Annotated in this window: 12 protein-coding genes; 3 read left to right on the plus strand and 9 right to left on the minus strand. The window is 63.3% G+C overall.

What is annotated here, in order from left to right:
• Positions 1-78: 78 nt before the first annotated feature.
• Genes ACR3EL_RS17675 through ACR3EL_RS17685 form a run of 3 tightly spaced genes read left to right on the plus strand, consistent with a single transcriptional unit; the run spans position 79 to position 3,377 of the window.
• Positions 79-1,191, plus strand: a complete 1,113-nt coding sequence (locus ACR3EL_RS17675; protein WP_093963159.1) for an ABC transporter ATP-binding protein — start codon at positions 79-81, stop codon at positions 1,189-1,191.
• Positions 1,192-1,203: 12 nt separating this feature from the next.
• Positions 1,204-2,124 (plus strand): ABC transporter permease, encoded by a 921-nt coding sequence (locus ACR3EL_RS17680; protein ID WP_170341829.1) that lies wholly within the window; start codon positions 1,204-1,206, stop codon positions 2,122-2,124.
• Positions 2,121-3,377 carry an ABC transporter permease gene (locus tag ACR3EL_RS17685; RefSeq protein WP_480722490.1) on the plus strand — a complete coding sequence of 419 codons (1,257 nt, stop codon included), beginning with the start codon at positions 2,121-2,123 and terminating at the stop codon, positions 3,375-3,377. Before ACR3EL_RS17680 ends, ACR3EL_RS17685 begins: the two co-directional genes overlap by 4 nt.
• A gap of 42 nt (positions 3,378-3,419) precedes the next feature.
• On the opposite strand, the gene ACR3EL_RS17690 is transcribed toward ACR3EL_RS17685, so the two are convergent.
• Genes ACR3EL_RS17690 through ACR3EL_RS17730 form a run of 9 tightly spaced genes read right to left on the minus strand, consistent with a single transcriptional unit; the run spans position 3,420 to position 13,358 of the window.
• On the minus strand, positions 3,420-5,339 hold the full coding sequence (locus ACR3EL_RS17690; protein WP_170341835.1) for a beta-galactosidase: 1,920 nt from the start codon (positions 5,337-5,339) through the stop codon (positions 3,420-3,422).
• Positions 5,336-6,196, minus strand: coding sequence for an SMP-30/gluconolactonase/LRE family protein (locus ACR3EL_RS17695; protein ID WP_170341837.1), 861 nt, complete (start codon positions 6,194-6,196; stop codon positions 5,336-5,338). Before ACR3EL_RS17695 ends, ACR3EL_RS17690 begins: the two co-directional genes overlap by 4 nt.
• Complete coding sequence (locus tag ACR3EL_RS17700; RefSeq protein WP_170341839.1) at positions 6,193-6,798, minus strand: 2-dehydro-3-deoxy-6-phosphogalactonate aldolase; 606 nt, start codon at positions 6,796-6,798, stop codon at positions 6,193-6,195. Before ACR3EL_RS17700 ends, ACR3EL_RS17695 begins: the two co-directional genes overlap by 4 nt.
• Positions 6,795-7,688: a 2-dehydro-3-deoxygalactonokinase gene (locus ACR3EL_RS17705; RefSeq protein WP_170341841.1), complete on the minus strand. Its 894-nt coding sequence runs from the start codon at positions 7,686-7,688 to the stop codon at positions 6,795-6,797. Before ACR3EL_RS17705 ends, ACR3EL_RS17700 begins: the two co-directional genes overlap by 4 nt.
• A 4-nt stretch (positions 7,689-7,692) precedes the next feature.
• Positions 7,693-8,460 carry an SDR family NAD(P)-dependent oxidoreductase gene (locus ACR3EL_RS17710; protein ID WP_480722491.1) on the minus strand — a complete coding sequence of 256 codons (768 nt, stop codon included), beginning with the start codon at positions 8,458-8,460 and terminating at the stop codon, positions 7,693-7,695.
• The gene (locus ACR3EL_RS17715; protein ID WP_170341845.1) at positions 8,460-10,166 is read right to left on the minus strand and encodes an IlvD/Edd family dehydratase; all 1,707 of its coding nucleotides are present in this window, start codon (positions 10,164-10,166) and stop codon (positions 8,460-8,462) included. Before ACR3EL_RS17715 ends, ACR3EL_RS17710 begins: the two co-directional genes overlap by 1 nt.
• 55 nt (positions 10,167-10,221) lie before the next feature.
• Positions 10,222-11,562 (minus strand): alpha-glucosidase/alpha-galactosidase, encoded by a 1,341-nt coding sequence (gene melA / locus ACR3EL_RS17720; RefSeq protein WP_170341846.1) that lies wholly within the window; start codon positions 11,560-11,562, stop codon positions 10,222-10,224.
• A gap of 22 nt (positions 11,563-11,584) precedes the next feature.
• Positions 11,585-12,433, minus strand: coding sequence for a carbohydrate ABC transporter permease (locus ACR3EL_RS17725; protein ID WP_093963150.1), 849 nt, complete (start codon positions 12,431-12,433; stop codon positions 11,585-11,587).
• Position 12,434: 1 nt separating this feature from the next.
• Positions 12,435-13,358 carry a carbohydrate ABC transporter permease gene (locus ACR3EL_RS17730; RefSeq protein ID WP_170341260.1) on the minus strand — a complete coding sequence of 308 codons (924 nt, stop codon included), beginning with the start codon at positions 13,356-13,358 and terminating at the stop codon, positions 12,435-12,437.
• Between the last annotated feature and the right edge of the window lie 68 nt (positions 13,359-13,426).

Genomic DNA, 13,426 nt, shown 5'->3' on the forward strand with positions numbered 1-13,426 from the left:
GACCCCGCACGCGTTTGCCCCGCGTGACGGACAACGATGCGGTGCGGCCTGAGGCTGCATCACAGGGAGATACCAAAAATGAGTGCAGGGATCGGAGTTGATCTGGAAAACCTGTGGATCCGCTTCGGCGATTTTGTCGCTGTGCGAGATGCGAACGTGAACATCAACGGGGGCGATTTCTTTTCGTTCCTTGGGCCTTCGGGCTGCGGCAAGACCACGATCCTTCGAGCGGTCTCGGGGTTCCTCGAGCCCAGCGAAGGCAATGTCCTGATCGGCGGCAAGAACATGAAGGGCATCGGGCCGAACAAGCGTCCTACTGCTCTGATCTTTCAGAACCTCGCGCTGTTTCCGCTCATGAAGGTGTGGGAGAACATAACTTTTTCGATGGAGATCAAAGGGGCCAGCGCCGCCGAACGGCGCAAACGCGCGGACGAGCTGCTGGACATGATCGCCCTGCCGGATCAGGGCGACAAGCTGCCCAGCGAATTGTCGGGCGGTCAGCGCCAACGAGTGGCCATCGCGCGCGCTCTATGCGCCGAGCCAGACGTGCTGCTGCTGGACGAACCGCTGTCGGCGCTGGATCTCAAGCTGCGCCAGCACATGCGCACCGAGCTGCGCGAAATCCAAAAGCGTGTGGGCATCACATTCATCTACATCACCCATGACCAGGGCGAGGCCCTGACCATGTCGGACAACATCGCCGTGATGCGCGCTGGCGTGATCGACCAGATCGCCGATGGCAAGACCATCTACAACGACCCGACAACCGCTTTTGCCGCCTCGTTCGTGGGCGAAAACAACGTCTTCCGCGGCAAGGTCAAAAGAGTGATGGGCGAAGAGGCCCTGATCTCGACCAACCGGTCCGGCGATCTGGTGGCGCGGATATCGACCGCCAATCAGGGCAAGTTGGCCGAAGGTGACGACGCCATGATGTTCATCCGACCCGAGGCGTTCTCGATTGCACCCGAGGGGACGAGCGGCGATCATTTCGTCACGGCACGGGTGACCCACGAGGAATTCGAAGGCAACGTCTTCAACATCTTCACCGAAGGAGAGGGCGGCAAGGAGATTAAGGTCTCGATCCCGAACCACGGGCAGTCGTTCAAAGATCACACCGGGCAGAACATCACGTTGGAATACGAAACCCGCAACGCGGTCGTCGTTCCGGCGGGTGAGCTGGCTGCGGAATAAGGAGGCCCGACGATGCCTGGCTTCCTCAGGGACTTCTTCAACCGCAACGGTTTCGGCATGGGGCTCGCGATTCTGGGACTTGTCCTGTTCTGGACGATCGGCCTGATCATCCTGCCGCAGCTGTCGATGCTGGACTTTTCCTTCCGTCCCAACCTGCCGCCGCCGGAAATCGGCGGCCCCAAGGACGTGTACACGCTGGAGAACTACAAATACCTGATCTACGGCCCGGAAGGCGGTAGCCAGTCCTACAACGCCGTTGATCTGCGCGTGTTCTTCCGGACGTTGATCGCCGCGGTCTGCGTGACGATCTTCAACCTGATCATTTGCTATCCGATTGCCTATTACCTGGGCCAGTCCAAGGGCAATCACATCCGTATCTTCGCGATCATGCTGATCATCCCCTATTGGATCAACGAGATCCTGCGCGCCTTTGCGCTGCGCATCATCTTCGGAGAGACGGGTGTTTTGAACACGCTGTTCGTCGGATTGGGGATCTGGGACACGCCGTTTGATTTCATCCGCAACGACATCGCGCTCTATGCGGGCCTCGGCTACGCGTACATCCTGCTGATGATCTTCCCGATGTACAATGTCATCGAAAGCCTGGATGGAAACCAGATCGAAGCGGCGCGCGACTTGGGCGCTCCGTGGTGGCGGATCCACTGGAGGGTGGTCATCCCCTATGCCAAGCCCGGCATCAGTTCCGGCTGTACGATGGTGTTCATGCTGTCGGCCGGTGCGCTGGCCGCACCGCAAATCCTGGGCGGGCCATCCAGTCTGTGGTTCACGCAACTGATCTATCAGCAGTTCAATGACAACAACGACTGGCCACAAGGCGCAGCCTACGCCATCGTTCTGCTGGTCACCTGTATCCTGTTCGTGCTGGCAATGATGCGCCTGTTCAAGGTGAACATGGGGGATATCGGGAAATGAACATGTCCTTCCTCCGTATCAGCATCTGGGTCTATCTGGCGATCTTCTTCGCCTACCTGCTGGGTCCGCTGGTGATCATGTCGATCACCGCCTTCAACTCATCTGGATTCCCGCGCATAAGCCCGTGGGAATGCCTGACCTTCCAGTGGTTCGGCGAGTTGTTTCAGGACCAACGCATCCTGAACGGCATCAAGAACTCGTTGATCATCGGCACGGGAACCGTGGTTCTGTCGGTGGCGATGGGCTTGGCTGGAGCGTTGATGCTGACCCAGATCTGGCCCAAGCTGCGCGCCACCTACTACACGATCATCATCGCACCGATCCTGATCCCGGGCGTTGTTCTGGGTATCTCGACGCTGGTCTTCTGGGACCGGATCAACCGGATGCTGGGGCTGGGTGCCGACAGCTTCTTGTCGAACGGTATTTTCCTGACCGTGATTGGCCAATCCACCTTCATCGCCAGCTATTGCATGTTGGTTCTGGTGGCTCGGTTGCAGCGATATGACCTGGCGCTGACCGAGGCGGCACTGGACCTTGGCGCAACGCATGCACAGGCGTTTCGCAAGATCCTGCTCCCGTTCATGCGCCCGGCGATTGCTTCGGCGGCGGTGCTGGCGTTTCTTGCCTCGTTCGAGAACTACAACACCACCACCTTCACGTTCGGCGAATATCCGACACTGACAATCGAATTGGCTCAGAAGGTGCGCTACGGCATTACACCTGCGATTTCGGCGCTGGCCTTTATCATCGTGGCGCTGACCGTTTTCTTCGCCCTGTTGAACGAAGCCAAGTTGAAGCGTCAGGAACTGGTCGCCGCCGCGCGCAAGGAAGCCACGGTCGAGGAGCTGGCGGGCAAGATCAAGTTGCCCAGCTTTTTCTCGGGGAACATGGCGGCCGTGCTGCTGGTCATGTTCGCCGTGGCAACGATCACTGTCGTCGGGACGGCCATGGCCTACAACCCGGCCCAGTGTATCGCGGACGTCAAGGAAGAAAAGCGTCTGGAAGCCGAGCAGCGCATTCAGGAATTGCGCAAGCAACGCGAGGAGCAGCGCAAGCAGCGCGAGGCCGAGCAAGGCGACGCTCAGCAATCCACGCCCAAACCGTCTAACAACAGCGGTTTTGGCAATGTGTTCGCTCCGAACACATTGGGTGGTCAGGACGACGAAAGCTCAGCCGAGCCTGACGATCAGCCTTCGGGCAACAGTGGGTTCGGCAACGTCTTCGATCCAAACAGTCTGAAGACCGACGAGTAGGAAGAAGCGCCTACCAGAGCACCACATCCGCCCGGTTCAGGTTCATTCCTGGCCGGGCGGATTGCGTTTCAGGATGGCGACTCCGCAGGCAGCGATGCTGTGGCCGTTCCAATCCACCGGTGTGGCGTTGTAGTTGATCAGGAAGTCATGGGTCGCGGTCTCGCGCCGCCGCAGGCCAGGCGGCATCGGGTGCAGGGTCAGCCCGACCTTCTGCGCGGCCATTTCAATGATCCGGTCCCACAGGTCCTCGTCCGGGAACCCGGCCAGATACCAAAGCTGGTCACTGCCCTTCAGCGCAGGGGTCCCGTCTTCGAAGGTCTGCAGGTCGGGCGCGTCACCGGTCAGCCGCTCGACCCAGTGCTGCGCCGCTCCGCCGCTCTGAACCGGGCGGGTGATTTCGGGCGGCAGGGATTCCACCAGCGCCACATCGCAGTCTAGCGCTTGCAGGCCGGGGCGGCCTTGGGCCGGGATCTGAAAATCAGCCGTGATTGCCCCGCTGCGCGGGCCCAGAACCGTCAATTTGGCGGCCGTCTGCAAGCGGTCGGCCAGCGCGTCGTCCAGCGTGGCCAGCCCGGGGGCGAGGATCAGATCATAGTCCGCGCTTGACAGGCCCGAGGCCGGTAAGACATCGATCGACAGCCCGGCGCGGCGCAGGGCGCGATAAGCGGAAAACACCAGCCGGAAATAGTTGAACCCCGCGCCTTGAGGCTGGGTCGCCCAGGCCCAGTCCGACGGATAGTCGAACAGGATGGCCACCCGCGCCTGCACCGGTTCGACCGGTCCCAGCGTGGCCAGATCCGCGGCCGTCTGCTGCGCCTCGGCCAGACCGGGCGCGGGGTGGTTGTTCGGCGTCAGCAAGCCCGCGTGCATCTGTTCCTGCGCAAAGGGCGCCTGCCGCCAGCGGAAATAGCTGACCACCTCGGCCCCGTGGGCCACGGCCTCAAGCGACCAAAGCCGCACCATGCCTGGCAAGGGGGCCGGGTTGTAGGGCGCCCAGTTCACCGGTCCGGGCTGTTGTTCCATCACCCACCAGCGGCCGCGTCCGACGGCGCGGTACAGATCGTGGTGAAAGGCCTGCATGTCCGGGTCGCCCTGTTGCAGAAAGGCTGCCTTGTGCGCCGCGTCGGCCTCTAGCCGGTCGGACAGGAACCCGATCGGGTAGCTGTCCCAGGTGGCGATATCCAGATCGGCGCCCACCTCGAAATGGTCGAAATCCAGAATCCGGCCCATGTAGTTGTGCAGCAGCGGCGCGTCGGTCAGGGGCCGCAGCACCTGAACCTGTGCCCGGTTGAAGGCCACCACCTGATCCGAGCTGAACCGGCGGAAGGCCAGCACATGCGCTGGGTTGGGTTCGGTCACAGTCAGGTTGGGCAGGTCGATCTGATCGAAATCGCCGTATTCCATCGACCAGAACACGTTGCCCCAGGCCGCGTTCAGCGCCTCGACCGAGCCATAGCGTTCGGCCAACCAGCGGCGGAAGGCCTGCCGCGCGGGCTCGCAATAGCTGACGGTGGTGTCGTGGCAACCATATTCATTGTCGATCTGCCAGGCGGCCACATGCGGGTTGCGGCCATAGCGTTCGCCCATGATCCGGGCGATGCGGACGCACTCATCGATATATCCGGGATGGCTGAAGCAATAGTGCCGGCGCGAGCCGAACTTGCGCGGCTGCCCGTTTTCGTCCACCGCCAGCATGTCCGGGTGCCGGTCCAGCATCCAGCGCGGCGGCGTGGCGGTGGGGGTTCCCAGCACCACTTTCAGCCCGGCCGCACCAAGGGTCTCGATGGCCTGATCCAGCCAGTCGAATGTCAGCCGGCCCGGTTCCGGCTCCATCCGGCTCCATCCGAATTCGCCGATCCGGACCCAGCGCAGACCGGCCTCGACCATGCGCGCGGCATCTTCGGCCCACATTTCTTGCGGCCAGTGTTCAGGGTAATAGCAAACGCCAAGTTCGGGGTTCATAGGATGACTCTGTATTCCGCCTGACCTTGGCCCGCGTTTTCGGCGGCAAAGGTCATTCCGTTGGTGGGGTGCGACGCAATGGTGTCCGCATCCAGCCCTTCGCGGGCCGAGGTGCAGAACAGCGTCGTAAGTTCCGGCCCGCCGAATGCGGGGCACGAGGTATGGGCCGCCGCGAAAGGCACCGCGCGCAGGAAGGCTCCGCCGGCGTCATAGGCCGCAACCCGCGCCGCGCCCCATTGCGCGAGCCACAGATTGCCCATGGCATCGACGACCGCGCCATCGGGGTTCAAACCCTCGGCGCGCAGGTCCAGAAACACCGCGCTGTCGCCCTCGGGCCAGCCGGTTTCCGGGTCCAGACCCCAGCGCCGCACCTGCCCGGTGGCCGTGTCGCAGAAATAGGCGCAGGACCGGTCGGGCGCGAAACTGATCGCGTTCGAGATGGTCACATCCGGCACCAGCTGCCGCAGCTCACCCCGCCACAAGCGATAGATCGCCCCCGCGCCCCGTTCCGCGCGCTTGCCCATTGTGCCGATCCAGAACCCGCCCCACGGATCAGCCCGCCCGTCATTCGAGCGGGTCACCGGGTTGTCGGCCTCGAGCGCGACGATGCGGTCCTTGTGACCGGTCTCAAGCCCGAACCGCCACAGGCCGGTTTCCGACGCGATCAGCAGTGTGTCGCGGTCGATCCAGCCTGCAGCCGAGACGTGCTCGGCAAAATCCCAGCTCTGCGGGCCATCCGCGTCGCGGGTCATCAGGCGCTTGTTGACGATGTCGAACCAGAACAGCTGTTGCCGTTCGGGGTGCCACAGCGGGCCTTCGCCCAACGCGCACGGGCGGTCGTCAAAGACCTGGCTCATCGCGTGGCCTCGTCAAAGGCGGCGACGATCCGGCGTGCGTTGTCGGCGATCTGGTCCACGGACATTCCGGGTTTGAACAGCGCCGAGCCGATGCCGAACCCGTCGGCCCCGGCCTTGAGCCAGTCGCCGAAATTCTCGGGCCCCGCGCCGCCAACGGCATAGACCTGCGTGCCCTTGGGCAGGATCGGGCGCATGGCAGCCAGCCCCACCGGTCCGGCCATCACGCCGGGAAACAGTTTCAACCCGGTGGCCCCTGCGCGCAGGGCGGTGAAGGCCTCGGTCGGGGTATAGACTCCGGGCCAGCTTTGCAGGCCCAGACCCACCGTACGCGCGATAACGTCGGCATCGCAATTGGGCGACACGATCAGCTTGCCACCCACGGCAGCCACCTGTTCGACCTCATCCATGGTCAGGACGGTTCCGGCCCCGACCAGCGCGCGGTCGCCGATCGCGCGGGCCAGACGGCCGATGCTGTCCAGCGGGTCGGGCGAGTTCAGCGGCACCTCGATCCGGTCGATGCCGGAGTCCAGAATGGCCTGGCCGACGGCCTCGGCCTGCACCGGGTCAAGCCCGCGCAGAATGGCGATGATGGGGCGGCTCATGCGGTTTGCCTCGTGAGGGTGCGGGCCTGCAGCAGACCGGCCAGCGTGGCCTGGGTCGCGTCGGCGGTTTCGACGAACGCGCCCTGTTGCTGCAGCGCCGTGGCATAGATGTGCGACAGGGCTTCGGCGCCGATGATGGCCAGTTGCTGACCCAGCCAATAGGGGCGGGTGGCGGCCAGTTCGGCACCGATCAGAGCGCCCGACAGGCGGGCGCGGGCGGTGGCCGGATCCTGCCCGTGCAGCAGGTCGGCCGCGCGCAGCCCGAACAGCCGCCCGGCCAGTTGCTCGGGCTTTGACAGCGTGTCCGCGACGGCCGTGGCAAAGGCGTCGTCGTCCCAACCTTCGCCAACCGAGTGTTTCAGCACCGAGTGCTGGCCCAGCAGATCGAACAGTTCACCCGTCATGAAGGTGCGGAAGCTGACGACCTCGCCGGCGCTGACCTGCACCCATTTGGTGTGGGTGCCGGGCAGGCAGATCACGCCATCCCAATGCGGGCGCGTGGACAGGTAGCCGGCGATCTGGGTTTCCTCGCCGCGCATCACGTCGGCGGGATCGTCCTGTTTCAGGCCGGGCACCACGAAGGCGCGGATGCGCGGATCGGTGCCGGGCACGCGCACCGGAACGGTCGAGATCGGCTTGGCCGGCACCGCCACATAGGGCGCCTCGACCCAGCCTTGCCGGGCACCGACCATGCCGCAGGCGATCACGTCGACCGGCGCCGCGTCCAGCCAGCCCTGGACCAGCGTCAGCAGCGCGTCCTGGAACTGATCCCGGCCCAGCGTTGCCATGCCCCGGTCGCATTGGGCGTGGTCCAGCACCGTGTCGCCCTGCATCGCCCAGGCGCGCAGATGCGAGGTGCCCCAGTCTACTGCGATCCACTCGGTGTTCATGTCCTCACCCCGTTGTGACCACGCCGCCATCGACGACCATGCATTGCCCGGTCATGGCGCGGCTGGCCGTCGATGCCAGAAACAGCGTCGGCGCGATCATGTCGTCCGGGCTCAGATGCTCCTTCAGGCATTGGCGTTCCATATGCGCGGCCAGATCTTCGGGCGTGGCCCACATGTCCAGTTGTTTCTGCGTCAGCACCCAGCCGGGCGCCAGCGCGTTGACGCGGATGTTCTTCGGCCCCAGCTCGCGCGCGAGCGAACGGGTCATGCCGGTGATTCCGGCGTTGGCCGTCGTATAGATCGGATAGCCTGCATTGCCCATCATGTAGCTGATCGAACTGAAGTTGATGATCGACCCGCCGGTTTCGGCCATCTGGCGCGCGGCCTGCTGGCAGGCAAAGTAATAGGCCTTGAGGTTGACCTCGATCATCCAGTCCCAGAACTCGGTCGTGGTTTCCTCGAGGCTGTGGCGCTTGTCATTGGCGGCATTGTTGACCAGTACGTTCAGCGGACCGTGGGCCTCGGCGGCCTTGGTCATGGTTTCGTGCAGCAGCGCAGTGTCGGTCATGTCGCCCTGCAGGAACAAAGGCGCGCGGCCGTGTTTGGCGCGCATCTCTTCGACGAACGCGCTGGCGTCCGACCGGCCGATAAAGGCGACATTGGCGCCCTGGGTCAGGAACCCGTCGGTCAGGGTCGCGCCCACGCCCGACCCGCCGCCGGTGATGAAGACGGATGCGCCGTTCAGGTCATGGAAGGTGGCTGGGTGGGTCATCAATGGCTCTCTCTGGTCACAAGGCGGGTGTCCTTGCCCACCAGGAAATCAAGGTCAGCGCCGCGGTCGGCCTGAAGGACATGGTCGATATACAGCTTGGCATAGCCGCGGGTGTAATGCGGGTCGTCGGGCCGCCAGGCCGCGCGGCGGGCAGCCAGCTCCTGTTCGTCGACCAGCAGTTCCAGCTCGCCCTTGCTGGCGGACACGCGGATGCGGTCGCCGGTTTTCACCAGCGCCAATGGGCCGCCCGCCTGCGCCTCGGGGCTGACATGCAGGATCACTGTGCCGAAGGCGGTGCCCGACATGCGTGCGTCGGAAATGCGGATCATGTCACGCACGCCCTGTTTCACCAGCTTGGCGGGGATCGGCATGTTGCCGACCTCGGGCATGCCCGGATAGCCCTTTGGCCCGCAGCCCTTGAGCACCAGGATGGTCTCGGGCGTCACCGGAAGGTCGTCGCGGTCGATATTGGCTTTCAGGTCCTCGATGCTGTCGAAGACATAGGCCTCACCTTCCGTTTCCAGCTGGCTGTCGGTGGCGGCCGAGGGTTTCACGATCGCCCCGTTCGGCGCCAGGTTGCCGCGCAGAACGCGCAGCCCGGCGGCCGGTTTCACCGGGTCGTCGAAGGAATGGATCACGTCGCGGTCAAAGCATTCCGCGCCCTCATAGTGGGCCGAGATGTCCTTGTTCAGAACGGTTCTGGCCGGGCGCAGATGCGATTTCAGCTCGGACAGGACCACCGGCATCCCGCCGGCATAGCAGAAATCCTCCATCAGGTACTTGCCCGAGGGCATGCAGTTGACCAGCAGCGGAATGTCCGAGCCGATCTCGAAATCCTGCAGGGTCAGGTCCACGCCCACCCGGCCGGCCAGCGCCAGCAGGTGCACCACGGCGTTGGTTGACCCACCCACTGCGGCATTGGCCAGGATGGCGTTCTCAAACGCCGCTTTGGTCAGGATGTCCGAGGGTTTGAGGTCCTCGTCCACCATCTCAACGATGCGCTTGCCGGTCATGTGCGCCAGCGCCATCCGGCGGGCATCGACGGCAGGCAGGGCGGCGTTGGTGGGCAGGCTCATGCCCATCGCCTCGACCAGCGATGCCATGGTCGAGGCCGTGCCCATAGTCATGCACACGCCCTTGGACCGGCTCATGCCGGATTCTGCGTTCATGAAATCCTGCAAGGTCATCTCGCCGGCGCGCACGGCTTCCGAGAACTTCCAGACATCGGTGCCCGAGCCGATATCCTGACCGCGATACTTGCCGTTCAGCATCGGCCCCGAGCTGACCACGATGGTGGGCAGATCGACCGAGGCCGCGCCCATCAGCTGGCCCGGCGTGGTCTTGTCGCAGCCACCCAGCAGCACCACACCGTCGATGCCATAGGCGCGGATCGATTCCTCGACATCCATGGCCAGCAGGTTGCGGAACAGCATGGCGGTGGGCTTCATCTGGGTTTCGCCCAGCGACATCACCGGGAATTCGACGGGAAAGCCTCCGGCCTCCCACACGCCGCGCTTGACGCCTTCGGCGAGGTCGCGCAGGCCCGAGTTGCACGGCGTCAGTTCCGACCATGTGTTGCAGATGCCGATGATCGGGCGTCCGTCGAACGCATGATCGGGAAAGCCCTGGTTCTTCATCCACGACCGATGGATGAACCCGTCCTTGTCGAGCTTGCCGTACCAGTGCTGTGAGCGGCGTTTCTTCATGTCTTTGTTTCTTTTTCGTATTGGGTCGTGGTTTTCTTGTGTGTTTGCCGGATGATCAGGCCGCGCGGGCCGGACGGCACCAATCCGGCAGCCAGTCGGCATGGGCGGTCAGCAGGTCACTTACCAGGCTGCGGATCTGGCGCAGGTCCAGTTCGGCAGCGGTGTGCGGGTCCATCATGGCGGCGTGGTAGATGTGTTCGGGGTTTTCCTCGACCAGGGCGCGCACGGTCAGTTCCTGCACGTTGATCTGGCTGCGCATCAGGGCGACCAGCTGCGGCGGGATGCCGGTCACGACCGAGGGCTGCACGCCGTTGCTGTCGACCAGGCAGGGCGTTTCGACCGCCGCGCCCAGCGGCAGCTGCGGGATCTGCCCGGTATTGGGCAGGTTGCCATAGGCGACATAGGGCGTGTCGGTGACGATTGCGTTCATAAGGTCGGCGGCGAATTCGTGGCTGCGGATCACTTCGATGTCGCGCCCGTCGGTCAAGGTCTTGGCCTGTTCCTTCCAGTTCGCGACCTGTTCCTCGCAGCGGGTGGGGTATTCGTCCAGCGGGATCTGGAACTGGTCGATCAAGTCCTGACGCCCGTCCTTGATGAACCACGGGACATACTCGGCCAGGTGTTCCGAGCTTTCGGTGCAGAAATAGCCCAGGTGATCCATCACCTCGTACCGCACCTTGTTCGGACAGCGCGGCATCAGCAGCGGCGCCTTGGGCAACTGGCCCGCGTGATAGCCAAGGCGCAGCGCCGGATACAGGTCGCGGCCCTGATGTTCCAGCCGCAGGAAAAACGCCACATGGTTCACGCCCGCAACGCGATAGCGGATTTCATCCTTGGGCAGGTCCAGGTCATGGGCCAGTTCCTCGACCGTGTTCTGGACCGAGTGGCACAGACCCACATGTTTCAGTGCCGGGAACCGTTCGGCCAGCGCCCAGGTGTTGATGGCCATCGGGTTGACGTATTGCAGCAGCGTGGCATCCGGGCACAGCTGCGCCATGTCGCGGGCCACATCCCACAGGACGGGCACGGTGCGCAGGCCGCGCATGATGCCGCCCACGCCCAGCGTGTCGGCGATGGTCTGGCGCAAGCCATATTGCTTGGGGATCTCGAAATCGGTGACGGTGCAGGGTTTGTAGCCGCCGATCTGGAAGGCGGTGATGACGAAATCGGCCCCGTCCAGCGCCGCGCGGCGGTCGGTATGGGTGGACACGGTCGCGCCGGTCCCGACCGAGCGGATCATCGCGCGCGCGACGGTTTCGCTTTCGGCCAGACGCTCGGGGTCGATGTCCATCAGGGCAAAATGGCTGTCGGCCAGCGACGGGGTCAGCAGGGCATCGCCCACGATGTTTTGCATGAAAATCGTGGAACCTGCACCGATGAAGGTGATCTTGGTCATGACTGTAAACCTTGACTAGGCGTTATTTTACGGCACCGAGGGTCAGACCCGCGATGAAGTGTTTCTGCATCAGAAAGAACATGGCCACCGGCGGCAGGGCCGCGACGATCGAGCCGGCACTCATCAAGTGATACGCTGCGCGGAACTGCGCGTTGAAGCTGGTGATCCCGGCGGTGACGGGTTGGCTCTCGGCCCCCTGGGTCAGCACGACGGCCCAGAAATAGTCGTTCCAGATGAAGGTGAAGATCAGCACGCTGAGCGCGGCGATCGCGGGCTTCATCAGCGGCAGGACGACGTACCAGAAGATGCGCCATTCGCTGATGCCCTCGACCCGGGCGGCCTCGATCAACTCAAAGGGCAGGGCGCGGATGAAGTTGCGCATGAACAGCGTGCAGAACCCCGTCTGGAACGCGATGTGGAACAGCACCAGGCCGGTTTTCGTGTTGTAGAGCCCCAAGTCCAGCGTCAGATCGCGCACCGGCACCATCAGGATCTGGAAGGGCACGAAGTTGCCCGCCACGAACATGAAGAAGATCCACAGGTTCGACTTGAACTTGTATATCCCCAGCGCAAATCCGGTCATGCAGCTGAGCGCCACCGCGCCGATTACCGTGGGCACCGTGATCAGGAACGAGTTCAGCAGATAGCGCGGCATGTCCGAGTTGAAGAACACCTGACCATAGTTCCTGGCGCCTTCAAAGCTGGAGGGCAGACCCCAGTAGTTGGCGTTGGTGAAATCCGCCTCGGGCTTGATGGAAAACAGGGCCACCGCCAGCAGCGGGCCGAGCCACAGCAGAAGGGCGACCGGCAGCATCGCCTGATAGGAAATCTGCGCCGCGCGGGGTTGTTTTTCGATCGGTTTGGGAAACATCTCAGTGCCCCTTTTCTTCGCGGTACATCGACCACAGGAAGTAGGCGATGAAGCACAGCATGATCAGGAACAGGATCACGGCGATGGCCGCGCCATAGCCCATGCGGAACCCGTATTCCGACAGGGCGACCTCGAACATGTAATAGGCTAGCACGCGGCTTGATCCGAACGGCCCGCCCTGCGTCATGATCGAGATCAGGTCGAACGAGCGCAGCGCGCCGATGATGGTCACCACGAAGGCGATGAAGGTTGCCGGGCGCAGTTGCGGCAGGATGATGTGCCACAGCATCCGTCCGCCCTTGGCGCCGTCCAGCCGGCCGGCCTCGATCTGTTCGGGGTCCACGGCGTTCAGGCCGGTCAGATACAGGATCATGCAATAGGCGGTCTGCGGCCAGAGGCCCGCGAAAATGATGCCGTAGGTTACGAACCGTTCGTCACCCAGGACGTTCACAGGGCCCAGCCCGACCAAGCCCAAAAGCTCGTTCAGCAGCCCGAATGTGGGGTCGTAGAACCAGGTGAAGACCAGCCCGACAACGACCTGGCTGATGACGAAGGGAAAGAAGAACAAGGATTTGTACAACCGGATTCCCCAGACAGTCTGGTTGAGGAACAGTGCGATGAACAGGCCTGCCGGGATCGCCAGCAGGTACATGATCAGCCAGATCAGATTGTTCTTCAGCGAGACATAGAAGGCGTCACGGTCGACCCATTCCCAATACAGGTCCTCATAGTTGCGCATACCGACATATTCGGCCGCGCCCAGCCCGTCCCATTCGTAAAGTGACAGGTTGAAGGACTGGAATACGGGGATGATCACGTAGACCATGAAGAACAGCACGCCCGGAGCCAGAAACAGCCAGGGTGCGATACGTTGCTGATTTCTGTGGAACCAGCTTTCGTGTTCGGTGACGTCGACAGCGGTCATGGTCAATCCCGGTTTGGAATGGGCAGGACGGGATCGTGCCCGTCCTGCGTTTGGCTACGGCGTGGCCG

The sequence above is a fragment of the Ruegeria sp. BJ3 genome, assembly GCF_056535665.1.